The following is a 19367-nucleotide window of genomic DNA, read 5'->3' as shown; positions in this document are numbered from 1 at the left end:
CGGTCGGCGCACGAACGCCTCGGCGAGCGCTCCGGTGAGCGTCGAGTGAGCACGGAGGGCACCGGCCCGCGCGAGCGGACCGGTGCCCTTCGCTCGTGCCGGAGCATGCCGGAGCGGGCCGGAGCGGGCCGGAGCCTGCCGGCGCGGGCCGGACGGGAGGCGCGGTGCGGTACCGCCACGGACCTCCCGACCCGGGACGTGCCGGACGGGAGGCGCGGTGCGGTCCGGCCGCGAGCCTCCCGTCCGCCGCTCGGTCAGTCCGCGGACGGCCGCATGTCGTAGGTGACCCACGGGGTCGCCGCGGCGACGCGGTCGTAGACCGCCCGCGCGGTCGCGTTGTCCTCGGCGGTGATCCAGCGGACGACGCTCGCGCCCTCGGCAGCGGCGGTGGCCGCCGCCTCGTGCAGCAGTGCCGTCGCGACGCCGCGCCCCCTGGCGTCGGGAGCCGTGAACAGGTCGTCGAGGTACAGGCCGGTCGTCGCCGACGACGGGCGGGCGAACCGTCGGAGGTCGGCGAGCCCGAGCAGGTGGCCGTCGGCGTCCTCGGCGACCAGGCCGGTCAGCCCGTGTGCACCCGTCGACACCCACTGCCAGGTGGTCCGGACGGCCTCGGTGTCCTCCGGCAGTCGGTAGAACGCGCGGTAGCCGGCGTACAGGGCCTGCCACGCAGCGGCGTCCGTCGACCGCACCGGACGGATGCGCACGACCGCGGCGCGCGCTCGGGACCGGATGTCCGTGATCACGGCGGTCTTCGCGTCGGCGTAGGCGTTCGTGTCGTCCCACGACTGCTCCATCAGCGCACGCTTGGTGTCCTCGTACCGCTGCCGGTCGGTGTCGTCGCGGCGGAGCTGGTCGCGGAGCAGCAGGTAGTCGTCGAGCTCGGCAGCGCCGTGCTCGTACACGTGCACGTGCGCGTCGCGCTCGGGCGTGCGGACGAGGCGGTGCCCGGGCTCGCGTACCCGGAGCCCGTAGCCGGCGCCGAGCAGTGGGGTGAGGTACGCGGCCTCGTCGGTGACGTCCGGCACGGCGACCGCGACGTCGACGATCGGCTTCGCGGCGAGTCCCGGCACGGACGTCGAGCCGATGTGCTCGATCGTGACGTGCTGGCCGTCCAGGGCGTGGGCGATCCGTGCACGGTGCTCCTCGTAGCGGGCGGACCAGGCGGGATCGTGGTCCCGGAGCCCGACGGTCAGCGGTTCGGGGCCGCCGACGATGTCCACCTCGGTGACGTCGGGGTGCGCGTGCGCACCGGTGCGGATCCAGTGGTGGAGCAGGGTGTGCCCGTCCGGGTCGACCACGCTGCGCTCGTACCGGCCGCCGGCGTGCTCGATGACCCGGCGGGACGCGGGGTTCGTCGCGTCGCACGTCAGCATGACCTCGGGCAGCCCGCGCTCGGCAGCCGCGCGGACGACCTCGGCGAGCGCCGCGGACGCCAGGCCCCGGCCCCGGGCGGAGGGCCGGACGCCGTACCCGACGTGCCCGCCGTACGACCGGAGGAAGTCGTTGAGCTCGTGCCGCAGCGCGATGCTGCCGAGGTACTCGTCGCCCTCGACGATCCAGCGGTAGGTGCACGTCACGTGGTCGGGGCTGGCCGGGGTCGTCTCCTCGGCCAGGAGCTGGTCGACCCAGCGCTCGAAGCCCGCTCGGTCCTGCAGCGCCGCGGCGTCCCGGATCCCGGCGCCGTCCTGGTGGGCACCGTCCCACTCCTGCAGGGCGCGGCGGAAGGACGGGTAGTACTCGGGGGAGGGGGCGACGAGTTCCATCCCGAGATCCTAGGGGTGCTCACGTCTGGCGTGCGCAACGGCAGGCCTGCTCGCGTCAGGCCTGCTCGCGTCAGCGGTAGCGGTAGAACCCCTCACCCGACTCGACGCCGTACTTGCCCTGGTCCAGGTACTCCGACTGCAGGTACGCGGCCCAGGCCTGCGCGCCGGGCTCGGGGGACGCGCTCGCGACCGCGTGCGCGGTGCGGAGCCCGATGACGTCGTACATGCGGAACGGCCCGACCGGGCTGCCGGTCCCGATCTGCCAGGTGGTGTCGATCGTGGCGGGGTCGGCCACCCCGCGGAGCACCAGGCCCGCGGCGGCGTCGAGGAGCGGCACGAGCAGGGAGTTGAGCACGTAGCCCGGCTGCTCCTTGTGCAGGCGGATCGGGACCATGCCGATCTCCTCGGCGAACGTCGCGACGCGCTCGAACACCTCGGGGTCGGTCTGCTCGGTCCCCATCACCTCCGCGGTGTTCGGCCGCCAGACGTGGTTGGCGAAGTGCAGCGCGAGGAAGCGGTCCGGGCGGCCGGTCGCGTCCGCGATCGCGCTCGGCAGCAGGGTCGACGAGTTCGTCGCGAAGACGGTCTCCGCCGACGCCACCTCGGCGAGCCGGCCGTAGACCTCGCGCTTGGTCTCGAGTCGCTCGGGGACCGCCTCGACGACGAGCTCGGCCCCACCGACGGCCCGGGCGAGGTCGGTGTCGAAGGTGATCCGCGCGACGGCGGCGTCGGCGTCCGGTCGGGCGTCCTGCCCGACGTCGCCGAGGTACTGCTCGACGATGCCCGCGAGTCGCTCACGACCGGCGGCGACCGCGTCCTCGCTGATGTCGTACACGACGACGGGGATGCCGTGTCGGGCGGACTGGAGGGCGATCTGGGTGCCGAGGACGCCGGCGCCGAGCACGGTGACGGAGCTGAAGGTGGTCATGCTGCCCAGTGTGCTCCCGACCCGTGGGAGTGCGCGGGCGAGCGCCTGACCCGACGCGGGCGCCTAGGCCCGCGGCGGCGGTGCCGTGCTCGCTCGTTCGACCAGGCGCACCGGCACGAGGTCGGTCGACGTGCGGACGGGGGTGCCCTCGATCTGCGCCAGCAGCGTCGCGACCGCCCGCCGCCCGACCTCGTCGAAGGACTGGTGGACGGTGGTCAACGGCGGCCAGAACGACTCCGACTCGGGGAAGTCGTCGAAGCCGACCACGCTGAGGCTCTCCGGCACCGACCGACCGGCCTCGTGCGCCGCCCGGAGGACCCCGAGCGCGGTCTGGTCGTTCACCGCGAAGACGGCGGTGATCTCGGGCCGCGCCGCGATCTCCTGCCCGGCGCGGTGCCCGTCGGCCGTCGACCACCCTGCGGGGAGGACCCGGGGGACCCTGCGGCCCGCGTGCTCGAGCGTCTCGCGCCACGCGACGAGGCGGCGTTCCGCGGAGTACGAGGCGGTGGGTCCGGCGACGTGCCAGACGGTCTCGTGCCCGAGGTCGAGCAGGTGCTGCGTGGCGAGCCGTGCGCCCTCGGCCTGGTCGATGTCGATGGAGGGCCGGTCGGTCGTGCCCGCGGAGTCGACGACCACGAGCGGGACACCGCTCGGCAGCACGACCTCGGCGGTGTCGATGATGTGCGACTCGATGACGATCACGACGCCGTCGACCGCCTGCTCGTGCAGCCGGGAGAGCGCGGTGCGGACGCCCTCGCCGGTGCGCGACGCCATGGGCAGCAGGGTGATGGTGAAGTCCGCGGCGGCCGCAGCGGCCGAGATGGCCTCGAGCGTGCGCATGTTGCCGAACGACGCGAGCGTGAACATGATCACGCCGATGGTCCGGAATCGCCCGGACCGCAGCGCACGCGCCGCACGGTTCGGTCGGTAGCCGAGGTCGTCCATGGCGCGCTGGACCCGGTCCCGGGTGTCCGGGCTGACGTTGTCGAAGCCACGGGCGACGCGCGACACGGTCTGCATCGAGACGCCGGCGGCGTCGGCCACGGCGGCCAGCGACGGCGCACGGCGCGGTGCGGTCAGATCGGTCGACAACGCTGTTCCCTCCGTTCGACTTCCCCGAACGCTAGTGCATGTTGACGTTGCCATGCTACGGTGACGTCGTTCGATGTTGACGTCAACATCGACGTCCTCCGGATCCGTGCCAGCGCAGGCAGGGCACGGCCCGTGGGCGCCGTCAGGTGCCCGGTCCGGAACCCGAACGCAGCAGACAAGGGAGTCACATGAGCACGCTCGCAGCGCGCCCGGCCGAGGCGGCACCGCCGGCGCGGCCGACCGCTCGCCGCCCGAAGGTCCGGGGGCGGTACACCGGCTGGCTGTTCGTCGGCCCCTTCGTCGTCGTCCTCGTGGCGATGCTCATCGTGCCGATCGGCTACGCGCTCTGGCTCAGCCTGTTCCGCGACCAGCTCATCGGCGGCAACCAGTTCGTGTGGTTCGCCAACTACGTGCAGCTGTTCCAGGACGCCCAGTTCTGGGAGGGCCTCGGTCGCGTGGCACTCTTCCTGGTCGTGCAGGTCCCGATCATGCTCGGCCTCGCGCTCGTGGCGGCCCTCGCGCTCGACAGCGCACGGCTCTGGGGCACCGGGTTCTTCCGCATCGCCGTGTTCCTGCCGTACGCCGTGCCCGGCGTGGTCGCCGCCCTCATCTGGGGCTTCATCTACGGCAACCAGTTCGGCCTCACGGGCGCCGCGAACAGCGCGCTCGGCATCGACCTGCTCCAGCCGTTCAGCCCGACCTGGGTCCTCACGTCGATCGGCAACGTGGTCACGTGGGAGTTCCTCGGCTACAACATGCTGATCTTCTACGCCGCCCTGCGCGTCGTGCCCGGTGAGCTCTACGAGGCTGCCGAGCTCGACGGCGCCGGCCCGCTGCGCACCGTCTTCTCGATCAAGCTGCCCGCCCTGCGCGGCCCGATGGTCATCGCGACGATCTTCTCGATCATCGGCAGCTTCCAGCTCTTCAACGAGCCGAACCTGCTGAAGACGCTCGCGCCGAACGTCATCGGCAGCGCCTTCACCCCGAACATGTACGCCTACTCGCTGTCCTTCAGCGGCCAGCAGTTCAACTACTCCGCCACCGTCGCCATCGTCATGGGTGTCATCACCGCCGTGATCGCCTACGTCGTCCAGGTCCGCGGAACCCGCCAGGAGAACCGATGAGCACCCTGCAGCAGCCCGCCGCCGGCGCGACCAGCCCGGCCACGGTCACCGAGGCGACCACCACCCAGCGCGACCCGGGGGACCGGGCGACCCGCGCCTCCCGGTCGCGCCGCGCCGGCAAGCCGGTCGACGGACGCAAGGTGAAGCGCTCCGGTCTCCTGACCGCCGTGATGGTCGTCTTCGTCGTCTACTCGTTCGCACCGCTGTTCTACCTGCTGGTGAACAGCACCAAGACCCAGGCGTCCCTGCTGTCGACGTTCGGCCTGTGGTTCGGCGGCGACTTCAACCTCTGGCAGAACATCGTCGACACCCTGACCTACAACGACGGCATCTTCCTGCAGTGGCTCGGCAACACGCTGCTGTACGTGGTCGTCGGTGCCGGTGGCGCGACCCTGCTCGCCACGGTCGCCGGCTACGGCATGGCGAAGTTCCAGTTCCCCGGCCGTCGCGCGGTCTTCGCCGTCGTCCTCGGGGCGATCGCCGTCCCGGGCACCGCCCTCGCCGTCCCGACCTTCCTGCTCTTCTCGCAGTTCGGCCTGACGAACACCCCCTGGGCGATCATCCTGCCGTCGCTCATCAGCCCGTTCGGCATGTACCTCATCTGGACCTACGCGATCGACGCGATCCCGACCGAGCTCATCGAGGCCGCCCGCATGGACGGCGCCGGCGAGTTCCGGATCTTCTTCACCATCGCGCTGAAGCTCCTCACGCCCGGTGTCGTCACCGTCCTGCTCTTCGCGGTCGTCGCCACCTGGAACAACTACTTCCTGCCGCTCATCATGCTGAGCGACCCGAAGTGGTACCCGCTCACGGTCGGCCTCAACCAGTGGAACGCCCAGGCCACCGGCTCCGGCGCGCAGCCGATCTACAACCTCGTCGTCACCGGATCGCTCCTCACGATCATCCCGATCGTGGTCGCGTTCCTCTTCCTCCAGCGCTTCTGGCAGTCCGGCCTCGCGGCCGGTTCCGTCAAGGCCTGACCCTCCGGACGGGAGGCGCGCCGGCAGCCCGCCACGCGCCTCCCGACCGGGACACAGCAGCACCACCCCAGCCCCAGATCACGAAGAAGTGGAAGGCAACCCATGAACAAGCGTCTCCGGCGCGGGCTCAGCGCCCTCGCCATCGGCGTCACCGCCGCCATCGCGATGACCGCCTGCGCCTCCGGCAGCTCCGCCGGCGGCTCGGCGGACGACATCGACAAGGCCCTCAAGGACGGCGGCACGCTGACCTACTGGTCCTGGACCCCCTCGGCCAAGGACCAGGTCGCCGCGTTCGAGAAGCAGTACCCGAAGGTCAAGGTCAAGCTGGTCAACGCCGGCACCGGTGCCGACCAGTACACGAAGCTGCAGAACACGATCAAGGCCGGCTCGGGTGCTCCCGACGTCGCGCAGGTCGAGTACTACGCGCTGCCGCAGTTCGCCCTGTCCGACTCGCTCGTCGACCTGTCGTCGTACGGCTTCGGCGACCTCGAGAGCAAGTTCTCGAAGGGCACCTGGAGCAACGTCGCCATGGACGGCAAGGTCTACGGCCTGCCCCAGGACTCCGGCCCCATGGCGCTGTTCTACAACAAGAAGGTCTTCGACGAGTACGGCATCGAGGTGCCGAAGACGTGGGACGAGTACATCGCCGCGGGCAAGAAGCTGCACGAGGCGGACTCGTCGAAGTACATCGCGGCGGACTCCGGCGACGCCGGCTTCACCACGAGCATGATCGCCCAGGCCGGTGGCACCCCGTTCACGACCGACGGCGACAAGATCACCATCGACCTGCACGACGCCGGCACGCAGAAGTGGGCGAAGACCTGGGACCAGCTCGTCGAGCAGGGCCTGCTGTCGAAGACCACCGGCTGGACCGACGACTGGTACAAGCAGCTCGGCAACGGCCAGATCGCCACGATGGTGACCGGCGCCTGGATGCCCGGCAACCTGATGGCCAGCGTGCCGGACGCGAAGGGTGACTGGCGCGTCGCCCCGATGCCGACCTACGACGGCGGCCAGGCCCAGACCGCCAGCAACGGCGGCAGCTCGCAGGTCGTCATGAAGCAGTCGAAGAACCCGGCCCTCGCCGCCGGCTTCCTGAAGTGGCTGAACTCGTCGGAGGAGTCCACGAAGGTCTTCATGCAGTCCGGCGGCTTCCCGTCGACGACCGCTGACCTGAACTCGAGCTCGTTCCTGGACGAGAAGCCGGAGTACTTCGGTGGCCAGGAGATCAACAAGGTCCTCGTCGACGCCTCGAAGTCCTCGGCGAACGACTTCACCTACCTGCCGTACCAGGTCTACGCGAACAGCGTCTACGCCGACACCGTCGGGCAGTCCTACCAGAACGGCACCTCGCTCGAGGGCGGTCTGGAGGCCTGGCAGAAGGCGCTCGTGAAGTACGGCAAGGACCAGGGCTTCACGGTCGAGAGCAAGTAACACCCGCGTTCCCCACACCCCGGGGCCGTGCGGACACCACGTCCGCACGGCCCCGTCGTACGAGAGAGACACACCATGCGCTTCGCCATCGGCGACTCCGACTTCCTGCTCGACGGCGAGCCGCACCGGGTCCTGTCCGGCGCGATCCACTACTTCCGCGTGCACCCGGACCTCTGGCAGGACCGGATCCGCAAGGCGAAGCTGATGGGCCTCAACACCATCGAGACCTACGTCGCCTGGAACGCCCACGCGCCGCGTCCCGGTGTGTTCGACCTGACCGGCGGCCTCGACCTGGGCCGGTTCCTCGACCTCGTCGCCGCCGAGGGCATGCACGCCATCGTCCGCCCCGGGCCCTACATCTGCGCCGAGTGGTCGAACGGCGGCCTGCCCTACTGGCTCTTCGCCGACGGCACCGTCGGCGTCCGCCGGAACGAGCCGGGCTTCCTCGCCGCCGTGCGGGAGTACCTCGAGCACCTCGCGCCGGTGCTCGTTCCGCGCCAGATCGACCAGGGCGGCCCGATCGTGCTCGTGCAGGTCGAGAACGAGTACGGCGCCTACGGCTCGGACGCGTCCTACCTGCGGGCGCTCGAGGAGATGCACCGGGCCATCGGTCTGACCGTCCCGTTCACGAGCGTCGACCAGCCGATGGACTCGATGCTCGAGGACGGCTCGCTGCCCTCGCTGCACAAGACCGGCTCCTTCGGGTCCCGCTCCACGGAGCGTCTCGCGCGCCTCCGCCAGGCGCAGCCGACCGGCCCGCTCATGTGCTCGGAGTTCTGGGACGGCTGGTTCGACAGCTGGGGCGAGCACCACCACACCACCCCGGCGTCCGCGTCGGCGTCGGACCTCGACGACCTGCTCGCCGCCGGCGGCTCCGTCAACATCTACATGTTCCACGGCGGCTCGAACTTCGGCTTCACCAACGGCGCGAACGACAAGGGCGTGTACCGGCCGATCGCGACGTCGTACGACTACGACGCCCCGCTCGACGAGGCCGGTCGTCCGACGGCGAAGTTCCACGCGTTCCGCGCGGTCATCGAGCGCTACGCACCCGTCCCGCCGCTGCCCGAGTCGATGCGGGAGGGTGGGTCGGGCCGCCTTGAATCGTATGATCGTTCGAGCGGCCGGGAGGCGCGGGTCACCCCCGCCACGGACCTCGCGGTCCGCCTGGACCGCGTCGCGTCGCTCCGCTCCCTGCTGCCCACGCTCGCCGACTGGTCGACGCACGACGAGCCGCCGACCTTCGACGCCCTCGGCGCCGCGAGCGGCTTCGTGCTGTACCGCACCGAGGTCGACCTGCCCGACGGCGGCGTCCTGACCGTCGGCACCGAGGTCCGCGACCGTGCGGTCGTCTCGGTGGACGGGGTCGTCGTCGGCGTCCTCGAGCGCGAGCACCACGACCGGGCGATCGCGCTCCCGCCGGTCACCGGCACGCTCGAGCTCCTCGTCGAGGACCAGGGGCGCGTCGACTACGGCCCCCGCATCGGCGAGCCGAAGGGCCTGATCGGCGGCGTGGCCGTCGACGGTGTGCCGCTCGCCCGGTGGTCGGCGTCGCCGCTCGCGCTCGACCCGATCGCACCGGCGGCCGTCGACCAGCTCGCGGCGCTGGTACCCACCGACGGCGACGTGCTGGCCGGGCCCGTGCTCGCCGCCGGGTCGTTCGACCTGACGTCCACCGAGGACCGCTACCTGTCGCTCGACGGCTTCCGCAAGGGTGTCGCCTGGGTGAACGGGTTCTGCCTCGGGCGGTACTGGTCGCGCGGGCCGCAGCAGACGCTGGCCGTGCCGGGGCCGGTGCTCCGTGCCGGTCGGAACGAGGTCGTCGTGTTCGAGCTGCACGCCTCGGCGTCCCGCACGGTCTGCATGCTGCTCGAGCCCGACCTGGGACACACCGAGGCGTAGCGGGCAGGGTCAGGCGTCGAGGGCCTCGAGGTCGGCCAGGGCGCGCTCGGCGTCGGCGATCCGGTCGGCTTCGGGTCGCGTCCACCACTCGGGGCCGCGCTCGCCGAGCCCGTGCTTCGCCAGGCCGTTCCGGTGCCGGGCGGCGGCGAGGGCGTCCTCGTCGCCGGCGCGCTTCGCCTGCCGCACGGCGTTGCGCCCGCGGCCGAGGTGCGAGCGGAGTGCCGCGGCGACCTCCTCGGGCAACGCGGGGTCGGTGCGACGCCACCGGCGGCCGTCGACGACGAAGAAGTGGTCGTCGGGCTCGGCGGTCATGCTCCCGAGTCTGCACCGTCGGTGGTCGGCGGTAGACAGGTGCCGATGACGGAACCACGCGTGCGACCCATGCTCGACGTCAAGCGGATCTACGCCGAGGACGCCGCCCTCGAGCTCCCGCGCGGGCAGGAGGTCCTCGGGCGCTGGCCGGACGCCGAGATCGTGCCGGTCGCCTCGCACTGGAACATCCCCGAGGTCCACGGCGACGAGCGCAACGTGCAGCGCTGGGTGCGGATCAAGACCGAGGCGCTCGTGCTCGGCGTGAAGAAGTCGCTCGTCACCCGGCCGAACGGGCGCTCCGCCGACTTCATCGCCCCGTCGACGGCGAACGGGTGCGCGATGGCGTGCGCCTACTGCTACGTGCCGCGGCGCAAGGGGTACTCGAACCCGGTGACGGTGTTCGCGAACATCGAGCAGATCACGAAGCACGTGGCGCGCAACATCGCGAAGCAGGGGCCGAAGACCGAGCCGAACCAGTGCGACCCTTACGCCTGGGTCTACGACATCGGCGAGAACAGCGACTGCTCGGTCGACGCGCTGATCAGCGACAACGTGCGCGACCTCTGCGACCTCTTCCGGATGACGCCCACCGCGAAGGCGTCCTTCGCGACGAAGTACGTCAACCGCGAGCTGCTCGACTGGGACCCGATGGGCCGCACGCGCATCCGGTTCTCGCTCATGCCGCACGAGACCGCGAAGGTCACCGACATCCGCACGAGCCCGATCGCCGAGCGGATCGCCGCGGTGAACGACTTCGTGGACGCCGGGTACGAGGTGCACCTCAACTTCTCGCCCGTGATCCTGACGCCGACGTGGGAGTCGGACTGGGCCGAGCTGCTGCGCCAGGTCGACGACGTGCTGTCTCCCGCGGCCAAGGCGCAGCTCGCGGCCGAGGTGATCTTCCTGACGCACAACCAGCCCCTGCACGAGGTCAACCTCGGGTGGCACCCGAAGGCCGAGGACCTGCTCTGGCGTCCCGACCTGCAGGAGCAGAAGGTGTCGCAGAACGGTGCGGTCAACGTGCGCTACCGGTCGGGCATGAAGGGGCAGCTCGTCGAGCGGTTCCGTGAGCTGGTGGCGGAACACCTGCCGTCCTGCCGCATCCGGTACGCCTTCTAGGCACCTCGCCCCGGAACGACGAACGCCCGCACCGCTCGAGCGGTACGGGCGTCAGAGCGCGAGGCTCACTTGCCGTCGAACGCGTCCTTGGCCTTCTCCTTGTCGAGGCGACCCTCGCCCATGACCTGGTCCTTCTGGCCCTGGTGCGTGAGCTCGGCGTCGTCGGTCTTCTTGCCGACGGCCTCCTCGACCTTGCCGGCGACCTTCTGGGTGACGTCCTTGGCCTTGTCTCCGAGCGACATGGTGTCTTCCTTCCTCCGGGAACCGCCGAGGGCTCCCGGCGTCTGTGGAACCGAGACAACCAGGGCGTCGGCGCCGACTCGCGGCCCGGTCGGAGGTTCGTGTACCCCGACCGGGTCGGCCGGGGTACGCCTACGGGACGAGCCGCTCGGCGCGGTAGCGGTCGAACAGGTCGGTGAAGGCCCGCTCGGTCCGGCGGAAGGCGGTGAAGCCCGCCTCGCGGCTCTTGCCCATGTCGGTCACGACCTCCATCGCCCGGCCGAGGTCGGCGTCGGTGTGCCACCACGAGGCCAGCCGGGTGATGTCCGACTCGACCAGTCCGTACCGCTCGGCGATGCCGGCCCACGCGCCCTCGTGCGGAGCCATCTGTTCCTCGAGCGGTCGAGGACGGTCCTGGTAGCCGACGACCCGATCCGGGTCGACGCCGAGGTGTGCGGCGAGACGCGGCCACATCCACCGCCACCGGAACACGTCACCGTTCACGACGTTGAACGGCTCGTCCGCACCCTCGGGGCTGGTGGCTGCCCAGACCATGTGCTCGGCGAGGATGCCGGCGTCGGTCATGTCGGTCAGCCCGTTCCACTGCGCCTCGCTGCCCGGGAACACGAAGTCCAGGCCGAGCTCCTTCGCGAGGGTGGCCTGCACGGCGATGGTCAGGCCCATGTTCATGGCGTTGCCGACGGCGTACCCGATGACGGTGTGCGAGCGGTGCACCGACCACGTGAACCCCTGGCGCTCGGCTGCGGCGAAGAGCTCGTCCTCCTGCGCGTAGTAGAAGTTCGGGGTGTCGAGCCGCGGCTCCTCCTCGTGGAAGGGCGTGTCCGGCATCTCGCCCGCCGCGTACGCCTCGAAGGGGCCGAGGTAGTGCTTCAGCCCGGTCACCAGGGCGACGTGGGCGAGCGGCGCGTGGGACAGCGCGGCGAGCAGGTCGCGGACCATGCCGCCGTTCACGCGGATGTTCTCGGCCTCGGTCTCCTGGCGCTGCCACGCGGTGAAGAACACGTGCGTGGGCCGCTCGTCGGCGAGGGCCGCCGTCAGCGAGTCCGGGTCGCGGAGGTCGGCGGCGACGGTCCGGACACCGTCGCGCGCGAGCGGGCGGCGGGAGAGTGCGGTCACGTCCCACCCGAGACCGAGCAGGTGGTCGACGAGGGCGGAGCCGGTGATGCCGCTGGCACCCACGACGAGGGCTTCGGGGCGGGCGGGGGTCGGTTCTGTGGTGGTCGTCATCGTCGGGTGCAACGCGCGCCGACGACAGGTGTTCCCTACCGGGGGCGTCGGATCCGGATCGGACCCTTCGCCGTGGACGGGTCGACCACGCTGCCGTGCTGGGTGATCTCGACCTCACCCCGCGCGACCATGCGGCGTGCTGCCCGCCGGGCGGGCTCCATCAGGGGTCGCCAGTCGTCGGGCTCGAGGGACCGCGCGACCTCGGACGGGCAGATGCTCGACGTCCGTGCACGGGCGGCGAGCAGTTCGTCGATCCGCTGCTCCAGGGTACGGTCGGTGGCGTCGACGCCGTGCTTCCGGCACGCAGCCGAGCACCACTTCGCGTCGGGGGAGGCGGACGACGGCATCCGCCGACCGCACGACGCGCAGGTCCGTTCCGCGTGCGCCTCCTGCGATGCCGAGGCGTCCGCAGCGGTCCTGATCGCTCGTCCCATGCGCACCATCCTGGTCCTGCGGTCCGACACGACCCACAGCACAGGCTCGGCTGGCACGATCGGACCGGTGGAGCCCGAACCGAACGTCCCCCGCCCGCACGGATCCGCCTGGGTCGAGCACGCGATGTGGTGGCACGTCTACCCGCTCGGCGCGGTCGGCGCCGAGGTCCGTCCGACGACACCCGTCGACGACCGACCGGTCGAGCACCGGCTCCAGCGGCTCGTGCCCTGGCTCGACCACGTCGTCGCCCTCGGGCTGAACGGCCTGCTGCTCGGGCCGGTCTTCGCGAGCTCGACGCACGGGTACGACACCGTCGACCACTTCCGGGTCGACCCCCGACTCGGCGACGAGGCCGACCTCGTCGCGCTGGTCGGGGCCGCCCACGAGCGCGGTGTCCGGGTCGTGCTCGACGGCGTGTTCAACCACGTCGGGCGCGAGCACCCCGCCTTCCGTGCGCTCGAGGAACAGGGCCCGGACGCCCCGACCGCGGAGCTCTTCGCGGTCGAACGGTCCGGTTGGCAGGCAGGGGACCCCGTGCCGGTCCGCGACTTCGAGGGGCACGACATCCTCGTCGCGCTCGACCACGAGGGCCGCGCCGCCGAGGACCTGGTGGTCGAGGTGATGACCTACTGGCTCGCCCGCGGGGTCGACGGTTGGCGGCTCGACGCCGCGTACGCCGTGCCGCCGTCGTTCTGGGCACGGGTGCTGCCGCGGGTGCGCGAGCAGTACCCCGCCGCCTGGTTCAGCGGCGAGGTCATCCACGGTGACGCAGCTGCGATCGTCGCGGCGTCGACGATGGACTCCACCACGCAGTACGAGCTGTGGCAGGCGGTCTGGCACGGGATCGCCGACCGGAACTGCTTCGAGCTGGCACACGCCGTGGAGCGGCACGATGCCCTGCTCGCGACGTTCGTCCCCACCACGTTCGTCGGCAACCACGACGTGACGCGGATCGCGAGCGCGGTGGGGGAGCGGTTCGCCGGGCACGCCGCCGCGGTGCTGTTCACCGTGGCCGGCACCCCCGTGGTCTACGCGGGGGACGAGTACGGCTGGACCGGGGTCAAGGAGGAACGCGAGGGTGGCGACGACGCCGTCCGTCCGGAGCTGCCCGCGACGCCGCCCGAGCCGGACGACCTGACCCACGCGCACGAGGCCCTCGTCGCCCTGCGTCGGCGGAACCCCTGGCTGCACCGGGCGCACACCGACGTCGTCCACCTGACCAACACGGCCGTGGTCCTGCGCACCGCGACGGCCGACGCCGCGGTGGTGACCGCCCTGAACCTGGCCGACGACCCGGTGGAGGTGCCCGCGGCCGACGCGACACGGATCGAGGCGGGCGGGGGCGACCTGCGGGACGGCACCCTGCGCCTCCCGGCCGCCGCCTGGGCCGTCCTGACCGCCTGACACGACGAAGCTCGGGCCGGCGGACGGTTCCGCGGTCCCACGACCACGGAACTGTCCGCCGACCCGAGCCTCGGCGAAGGGGGATCGACCGCTACTTGCGCGCGGACGCCGCCCGGCGCTTGTTGAACACGTCGAACGCGACGGCGGCGAGCAGCACCAGGCCCTTGATGAGCGACTGGAACTCGGTGCCGACACCGAGGATCGACATGCCGTTGTTCAGGATGCCGATGATGAGACCACCGACGATCGCACCCGGCACCGTGCCGATGCCGCCGGTGACGGCGGCGCCACCGATGAACACGGCCGCGATGGCGTCGAGCTCGAAGCCGTTGCCGGCACCCGGGGCGGCCAGGTTGAGCTGGCCCGTGAAGACCACGCCCGCCAGGGCCGCGATGACGCCCATGTTCACGAAGAGCAGGAACGTGACGCGCTTCGTCTTGACGCCGGACAGCTGCGCGGCGAGGGCGTTGCCGCCGATCGCGTAGACGTGGCGACCGAACACCGAGCTGCGCATGACGACCGAGTAGACGACCACGAGCAGACCGAGGACGACGAGCACGATCGGGGTGCCGTTGTAGCTGGCGAGGAGCAGCGCCACGTAGATCACGAGCGCGGCGCCGAAGGCCGTCTTCACGATGAACCAGGCGAACGGCTCGCTCTCGAGCTGGTACTTGCGACGCGTGATGCGGCCCCGGAAGGCCGAGATCACCATGACGGCGGCGGCCGCGATGCCGAGGATCATCGTGAGCGGCTCGTAGCCCGTGGTGCCGAACGACGGCAGGAAGCCGGAGCCGAGCGAGCGGAAGCCCTCCGGGAAGGGCGAGATCTGCTGGTTCTGCAGCACGATCTGGGTGGCGCCGCGGAACGCGAGCATGCCGGCGAGCGTCACGATGAACGCCGGGATGCCGAAGTACGCGATCCAGAAGCCCTGCCAGGCACCGACGAGGGCGCCGACGACCAGGCAGAGGAGCGCCGCGACCGGCCAGGGGAGGCCCCACTGGGTGATCATGACGCCCGCCATCGCACCGCTGAAGGCGACGACCGACCCGACGGACAGGTCGATGTGGCCGGCGATGATCACCATCACCATGCCGATCGCCAGGATCAGGATGTAGCTGTTCTGGACGATGATGTTCGAGACGTTGATCGGGGCCAGCGTGATGCCGTTCGTCGCCACCTGGAAGAAGATGACGATGACGATCAGCGCGATGAACAGGCCGATCTGTCGGAGCTGCCCGGTGAGGTAGCCGGCGGCGGACTTAAGCGCGTTCATTGACTGGGGTCTCCCGTTCCTGGGTCATGTACTGCATGAGGACCTCTGGCGTGGCCTCGGAGCGGGGCACGTCAGCGGTGATCGTGCCCTCGGAGAGTGTGTAGATGCGGTCGCAGATCCCGAGCAGCTCGGGCAGCTCGGACGAGATCACGATGACGCCCTTGCCCTGGTCGGCCAGGTCGTTGATGAGCGTGTAGATCTCGTACTTCGCGCCGACGTCGATGCCGCGGGTCGGTTCGTCGAGGATGAGCACGTCCGGGTCGGCGTACATCCACTTCGACAGGACGACCTTCTGCTGGTTGCCGCCGGAGAGCTTGCCCGTCACGGCGTCGACGTTCGGCGCCTTGATGTTCATGCTCTTCAGGAAGCCGCCGGCGACGGTGGTCTCCTTCGAGGCGTTCACGAAACCCCAGTCGGCGAGCTTGCCCAGCGCCGAGCCGGAGATGTTCCGCTTGATGTCGTCGATGAGGTTGAGGCCGTACCGCTTGCGGTCCTCGGTTGCGTAGGCGATGCCGTTGTCGATCGCCCGGGTCACCGTGTTCGTCTTGATCGGCACCCCGCGCTTGTAGACGGTGCCGGAGATGCCGGTGCCGTACGAGTGCCCGAAGACGCTCATCGCGAGCTCGGTGCGGCCGGCGCCCATGAGGCCGGCGATGCCGACGACCTCGCCCGCGCGGACGTTCAGGTTCACCTGGTGGATGATCTCGCGGGAGCCGTCGAGCGGGTGGTGGACGGTCCAGTCCTCGATGCGCAGGAGCTCCTCGCCGATCTTCGGCTCGCGCTCCGGGTAGCGGCTGGACAGGTCGCGACCGACCATGCCGCGGATGATCCGGTCCTCGGAGACGTCGTCGGCGTGCATGTCGAGCGTCTCGATGGTCTTGCCGTCGCGGATGATCGTGACCTTGTCCGCGATCGCCTTGATCTCGTTGAGCTTGTGGCTGATGATGATCGCCGTCATGCCCTCGGCCTGCAGCGAGCGGATGAGCTCGAGCAGGTGCTCCGAGTCGTCGTCGTTCAGCGCGGCGGTCGGCTCGTCGAGGATGAGGAGCCGGACCTCCTTCGAGAGCGCCTTCGCGATCTCGACGAGCTGCTGCTTGCCGACACCGATGTCCGTGACCTTGGTGACCGGGTTGTCCCTGAGTCCGACGCGCTTGAGCAGCGCCGCCGCCTCGAGGTTCGTCTGGTTCCAGTCGATGAGCCCGCCCTTGACGCGCTCGTTGCCGAGGAAGATGTTCTCGGCGATCGACAGGAACGGGCTGAGGGCGAGCTCCTGGTGGATGATCACCACGCCCGCCTTCTCGGAGCCGTTGATGTCACCGAACTGCACCGGCTTGCCGTCGAGCAGGATCTCGCCGTCGAAGGAGCCGTGCGGGTAGACGCCCGACAGCACCTTCATCAGGGTCGACTTGCCGGCGCCGTTCTCGCCGCAGATCGCGTGGACCTGACCGCGCTCGACCTCGATCGAGACGCCCTGGAGCGCCTTCACACCGGGGAAGGTCTTGGTGATGTCCCGCATCTCGAGGATGGTGTCCGCCATGTGGACCGCCTTTCCGTCGTCCGCGCCTGGGCGCGGGTGGAGACGGACTGGAGGCGCGGTGCGGGGGTGCACCGCGCCTCCAGTCCTGTGGATGGTTGCGTCCTACTTGAGGTCGGCTTCGGTGTAGTACCCGCTGTCGACGAGGACCTCCTTGTAGTTGGCCTTCGTCACCACCGTGGGCTGGAACAGGTAGGTCGGGACGACCTTGACCTTGTTGTCGTAGCTCTTGGTGTCGTTGACCTCGGGGGTCTTGCCGGAGAGCAGGTCCTCGGCCATCGTCACGGACTGCTTCGCGAGCTTGCGGGTGTCCTTGTAGATGGTGGAGTACTGCTGGCCCGCGATGATCGACTTGACCGAGGCGGCCTCGGCGTCCTGGCCGGTCACGATCGGCAGCGGACGGTCACCCGAGCCGTAGCCGGCGCCCTGGAGGGCCGAGATGATGCCGATCGACATGCCGTCGTAGGGCGAGAGCACGCCGTCGAGCTTCGTGCCGCCGGAGTACGTCGACGCGACGAGGTTCTGCATGCGGGCCTTGGCGGTCGCCGGGTCCCACTGCTGCGTGGCGGCCTGCGAGAGCTGGTCCTGGCCGGAGCCGATCTTCAGCGTGCCGTCCTCGAGGTACGGCTTGAGGGTGTCCATCGCGCCGTTGAAGAAGAACCCGGCGTTGTTGTCGTCGAGCGAGCCGGCGAAGACCTCGATGTTGAAGGGGCCCTTCTTGCCGGTCTTCTCGCCCTTGTCGTCCAGCACGCCGAGCCCCGTGAGGAGCGAGGTGGCCTGGTCGACGCCGACCTTGTAGTTGTCGAACGACACGTAGTAGTCGACGTTCTTGTTGCCGGTGAGCAGGCGGTCGTACGAGATGACCTTGATGCCGGCCTTCGCGGCGGCGTCGAGCTGGTCGGAGAGTGCACCACCGTCGATCGACGCGATGATCAGGACCTTCGCGCCCTTGGTGATCATGTTGCTGACCTGCTGGGCCTGCTGCTGGACCTTGTTGTCGCCGTACTCGAGGTCGACCTTGTAGCCGGCCTTCTCGAGGTCGCTCTTGACGGCGTTGCCGTCCTTGATCCACCGCTCGGAGACCTTGGTCGGCATCGCGACGCCGACGAGGGCGCCCTTGTTGCCGTCGGCGGTGTCGCCGCCGCCCTCGGTGGACGCACGGCCGCCGGCCGAGCATGCTGCCAGGGAGAACGCGATGCCGAGGGCCGCGACCCCCGCGATGATCCTGCGCTTCATCATCGAAGTACCTCTGTTCCTCTCGCGTCGTCCTCGACGCGCTCGGGTGCTGGGGCTGCTGTGCCCCGTGGGATGTGCTCGTGTGAGCGCTCACATACTGAGGGTTCCGTACCGGGGTGTCAACTCGTCGTGACCGTTCCGAGATGTTGTTGCGCCGAGCGGACCGGACGCTACGCTCGGCCACGTGACGACAACGACCGCGCTCGGGGGTCCCGGCGGCAGACGCCGGAAGGCCCCGACGATCTTCGACGTCGCCGAGCGCGCCGGGGTCTCCCACCAGACCGTCTCCCGCGTGATCAACGGCGATCCGACCGTCCGCGACGCCTACCGGTCGCAGGTCACCGACGCCGTCGCCGAGCTCGGCTACCGTCCGCGTGCCGCCGCCCGCGCCCTCGCCGGCGGACGCAGTCGCGCGCTCGGCATCATCACCGCGGGCGACGCGCTGTACGGACCGTCGAGCACCGCGGTGGGCTTCGAGCGGGCCGCGCGCTCGGCCGGGTACCACGTGCTGCTCTCGACGCTGCCGGACGACCCGCGCCCCGTGGACCTGTCCGGGGCGCTCACCACGCTGCTCGCGCAGGACGTCGCCGCGATCGTGCTGGTCGCTGCCGACAACCGCGTGCTCGACGCGCTCGCGTCGCTGACGATCCCGGTGACCGTGCCGGTCGTCGTCGCGAACGCCGTGCAGCGCGACGCCGTCCGGACCCCGGCGGCACGCAGTGTCGCCGCCGTCGCGATCGACCAGGCCGCGGGCACCACGCTCGTGATGGAGCACCTGTTCGCCCGAGGGCACCGCCGGGTCGTGCACATCGCCGGACCCGCGGTGTCCCAGGAGTCCGAGGTCCGCCGGGAGACCTACGGGCGGATCATGCGCGACGCCGGACTCGAACCGGTCGTGCTCGACGGCGACTGGACCCCGGCGAGCGGCTTCGCGGCGGCGCGGACGATCGACGTGCACGCGGTCGACGCGGTCTTCGCCGGCAACGACCAGATGGCGCTCGGGGTGCTGCACGCCTTCGCCGACGAGGGACTCCGCGTGCCGGACGACATCGCCGTGGTGGGGTTCGACGACATCCCCGAGGCCGCGCACTTCACCCCGCCGCTCACCACCGTGCGCCAGGACTTCATGGCGATGGGGCAGCGGGTGCTCGAGGCGGTCCGGGCCGTCGTCGAGGGGGAGCCCCTCGACGAGACGCTGCTGCTGCCCGAGCTCGTGGTGCGGCGCTCCGCCTGAGCGGCGGCGCCGGTCGTCCCGGTCGCACGACGTGCCGCCAGCGGTCGTCCCGGTCGCACGACGTGCCGTCGGGGGTGGTCACGGTGGTGGTGTCCGACCACGCCGGGATGCGGAGTCCGAGCGCCAGGGG

General features: G+C 70.7%; 17 protein-coding genes. 7 read left to right on the top strand and 10 right to left on the bottom strand.

Annotation, left to right across the window (positions count from 1 at the left end; all coding sequences use genetic code 11):
• Positions 1-254: 254 nt before the first annotated feature.
• The 3 genes from M3677_RS15955 to M3677_RS15945 form a co-directional block, all read right to left on the bottom strand.
• Positions 255-1763: a GNAT family N-acetyltransferase gene (locus M3677_RS15955; RefSeq protein WP_251161031.1), complete on the bottom strand. Its 1509-nt coding sequence runs from the start codon at positions 1761-1763 to the stop codon at positions 255-257.
• 70 nt (positions 1764-1833) lie between these two features.
• Positions 1834-2691 carry a 3-hydroxyacyl-CoA dehydrogenase gene (locus M3677_RS15950; RefSeq protein ID WP_251161030.1) on the bottom strand — a complete coding sequence of 286 codons (858 nt, stop codon included), beginning with the start codon at positions 2689-2691 and terminating at the stop codon, positions 1834-1836.
• 63 nt (positions 2692-2754) lie between these two features.
• Positions 2755-3783, bottom strand: a complete 1029-nt coding sequence (locus tag M3677_RS15945) for a LacI family DNA-binding transcriptional regulator (RefSeq protein ID WP_066655683.1) — start codon at positions 3781-3783, stop codon at positions 2755-2757.
• A 188-nt stretch (positions 3784-3971) separates the two neighbouring features.
• Between M3677_RS15945 and M3677_RS15940 the strand changes: the two genes are divergently transcribed.
• From M3677_RS15940 to M3677_RS15925, 4 genes are all read left to right on the top strand, one after another.
• The gene (locus M3677_RS15940) at positions 3972-4907 is read left to right on the top strand and encodes a carbohydrate ABC transporter permease (RefSeq protein WP_066655681.1); all 936 of its coding nucleotides are present in this window, start codon (positions 3972-3974) and stop codon (positions 4905-4907) included.
• Positions 4904-5887: a carbohydrate ABC transporter permease gene (locus M3677_RS15935; RefSeq protein ID WP_066655680.1), complete on the top strand. Its 984-nt coding sequence runs from the start codon at positions 4904-4906 to the stop codon at positions 5885-5887. The genes M3677_RS15940 and M3677_RS15935 overlap by 4 nt, the downstream gene beginning before the upstream one ends.
• Positions 5888-5989: 102 nt before the next feature.
• On the top strand, positions 5990-7321 hold the full coding sequence (locus M3677_RS15930; RefSeq protein ID WP_251154530.1) for a sugar ABC transporter substrate-binding protein: 1332 nt from the start codon (positions 5990-5992) through the stop codon (positions 7319-7321).
• A 75-nt stretch (positions 7322-7396) separates the two neighbouring features.
• Entirely contained in the window at positions 7397-9223 is a 1827-nt protein-coding gene (locus tag M3677_RS15925; RefSeq protein WP_251161029.1) for a beta-galactosidase family protein, read from the top strand.
• 9 nt (positions 9224-9232) lie between these two features.
• Here the strand turns inward: M3677_RS15925 and M3677_RS15920 are convergent, their stop codons facing one another.
• Positions 9233-9535, bottom strand: a complete 303-nt coding sequence (locus tag M3677_RS15920) for a biopolymer transporter Tol (protein WP_251161028.1) — start codon at positions 9533-9535, stop codon at positions 9233-9235.
• Positions 9536-9580: 45 nt separating this feature from the next.
• On the opposite strand from M3677_RS15920, the gene M3677_RS15915 reads away from it, so the two are divergent.
• Positions 9581-10654, top strand: a complete 1074-nt coding sequence (locus tag M3677_RS15915) for a spore photoproduct lyase family protein (protein WP_251161027.1) — start codon at positions 9581-9583, stop codon at positions 10652-10654.
• A gap of 65 nt (positions 10655-10719) precedes the next feature.
• On the opposite strand, the gene M3677_RS15910 is transcribed toward M3677_RS15915, so the two are convergent.
• The 3 genes from M3677_RS15910 to M3677_RS15900 all read right to left on the bottom strand — a co-directional run bounded on the left by M3677_RS15910 (position 10720) and on the right by M3677_RS15900 (position 12555).
• Positions 10720-10896, bottom strand: a complete 177-nt coding sequence (locus tag M3677_RS15910) for a CsbD family protein (protein WP_126891475.1) — start codon at positions 10894-10896, stop codon at positions 10720-10722.
• Between the two features lie 130 nt (positions 10897-11026).
• A complete protein-coding gene (locus M3677_RS15905; protein ID WP_251161026.1) occupies positions 11027-12121 on the bottom strand; it encodes an SDR family oxidoreductase in 1095 nt (364 codons plus the stop codon).
• 35 nt (positions 12122-12156) lie between these two features.
• On the bottom strand, positions 12157-12555 hold the full coding sequence (locus M3677_RS15900) for a DUF3253 domain-containing protein (protein WP_251161025.1): 399 nt from the start codon (positions 12553-12555) through the stop codon (positions 12157-12159).
• A gap of 124 nt (positions 12556-12679) precedes the next feature.
• On the opposite strand from M3677_RS15900, the gene M3677_RS15895 reads away from it, so the two are divergent.
• A complete protein-coding gene (locus tag M3677_RS15895; RefSeq protein ID WP_251161040.1) occupies positions 12680-13960 on the top strand; it encodes an alpha-amylase family glycosyl hydrolase in 1281 nt (426 codons plus the stop codon).
• Between the two features lie 91 nt (positions 13961-14051).
• Here M3677_RS15895 and mmsB read toward each other — a convergent pair whose 3' ends face one another.
• The 3 genes from mmsB to chvE all read right to left on the bottom strand — a co-directional run bounded on the left by mmsB (position 14052) and on the right by chvE (position 18006).
• Positions 14052-15233: a multiple monosaccharide ABC transporter permease gene (mmsB, locus tag M3677_RS15890; protein ID WP_066655663.1), complete on the bottom strand. Its 1182-nt coding sequence runs from the start codon at positions 15231-15233 to the stop codon at positions 14052-14054.
• Positions 15220-16770, bottom strand: coding sequence for a multiple monosaccharide ABC transporter ATP-binding protein (gene mmsA / locus M3677_RS15885; protein ID WP_066655660.1), 1551 nt, complete (start codon positions 16768-16770; stop codon positions 15220-15222). The genes mmsB and mmsA overlap by 14 nt, the downstream gene beginning before the upstream one ends.
• Before the next feature lie 102 nt (positions 16771-16872).
• Positions 16873-18006 (bottom strand): multiple monosaccharide ABC transporter substrate-binding protein, encoded by a 1134-nt coding sequence (chvE, locus tag M3677_RS15880; protein WP_066655659.1) that lies wholly within the window; start codon positions 18004-18006, stop codon positions 16873-16875.
• A gap of 181 nt (positions 18007-18187) precedes the next feature.
• On the opposite strand from chvE, the gene M3677_RS15875 reads away from it, so the two are divergent.
• Complete coding sequence (locus M3677_RS15875) at positions 18188-19237, top strand: substrate-binding domain-containing protein (RefSeq protein WP_066655657.1); 1050 nt, start codon at positions 18188-18190, stop codon at positions 19235-19237.
• The last annotated feature ends 130 nt before the right edge of the window (positions 19238-19367 follow it).

Origin of the sequence: Curtobacterium sp. P97 (genome assembly GCF_023712445.1) — a bacterium.
Classification (GTDB): Bacteria; Actinomycetota; Actinomycetes; order Actinomycetales; family Microbacteriaceae; genus Curtobacterium.
Note: the sequence above shows the minus strand (reverse complement) of the source record. Positions and strands in the feature narration are given on the sequence as shown.

What these genes read in the sequence shown, in the direction of transcription:
- M3677_RS15955 (WP_251161031.1), bottom strand. Translation starts at nt 1,763, where the DNA reads ATGGAACTCGTCGCCCCCTCCCCCGAGTACTACCCGTCCTTCCGCCGC.
- M3677_RS15950 (WP_251161030.1), bottom strand. Translation starts at nt 2,691, where the DNA reads ATGACCACCTTCAGCTCCGTCACCGTGCTCGGCGCCGGCGTCCTCGGC.
- M3677_RS15940 (WP_066655681.1), top strand. Translation starts at nt 3,972, where the DNA reads ATGAGCACGCTCGCAGCGCGCCCGGCCGAGGCGGCACCGCCGGCGCGG.
- M3677_RS15935 (WP_066655680.1), top strand. Translation starts at nt 4,904, where the DNA reads ATGAGCACCCTGCAGCAGCCCGCCGCCGGCGCGACCAGCCCGGCCACG.
- M3677_RS15930 (WP_251154530.1), top strand. Translation starts at nt 5,990, where the DNA reads ATGAACAAGCGTCTCCGGCGCGGGCTCAGCGCCCTCGCCATCGGCGTC.
- M3677_RS15925 (WP_251161029.1), top strand. Translation starts at nt 7,397, where the DNA reads ATGCGCTTCGCCATCGGCGACTCCGACTTCCTGCTCGACGGCGAGCCG.
- M3677_RS15920 (WP_251161028.1), bottom strand. Translation starts at nt 9,535, where the DNA reads ATGACCGCCGAGCCCGACGACCACTTCTTCGTCGTCGACGGCCGCCGG.
- M3677_RS15915 (WP_251161027.1), top strand. Translation starts at nt 9,581, where the DNA reads ATGACGGAACCACGCGTGCGACCCATGCTCGACGTCAAGCGGATCTAC.
- M3677_RS15910 (WP_126891475.1), bottom strand. Translation starts at nt 10,896, where the DNA reads ATGTCGCTCGGAGACAAGGCCAAGGACGTCACCCAGAAGGTCGCCGGC.
- M3677_RS15905 (WP_251161026.1), bottom strand. Translation starts at nt 12,121, where the DNA reads ATGACGACCACCACAGAACCGACCCCCGCCCGCCCCGAAGCCCTCGTC.
- M3677_RS15900 (WP_251161025.1), bottom strand. Translation starts at nt 12,555, where the DNA reads ATGGGACGAGCGATCAGGACCGCTGCGGACGCCTCGGCATCGCAGGAG.
- M3677_RS15895 (WP_251161040.1), top strand. Translation starts at nt 12,680, where the DNA reads ATGTGGTGGCACGTCTACCCGCTCGGCGCGGTCGGCGCCGAGGTCCGT.
- mmsB (WP_066655663.1), bottom strand. Translation starts at nt 15,233, where the DNA reads ATGAACGCGCTTAAGTCCGCCGCCGGCTACCTCACCGGGCAGCTCCGA.
- mmsA (WP_066655660.1), bottom strand. Translation starts at nt 16,770, where the DNA reads ATGGCGGACACCATCCTCGAGATGCGGGACATCACCAAGACCTTCCCC.
- chvE (WP_066655659.1), bottom strand. Translation starts at nt 18,006, where the DNA reads ATGATGAAGCGCAGGATCATCGCGGGGGTCGCGGCCCTCGGCATCGCG.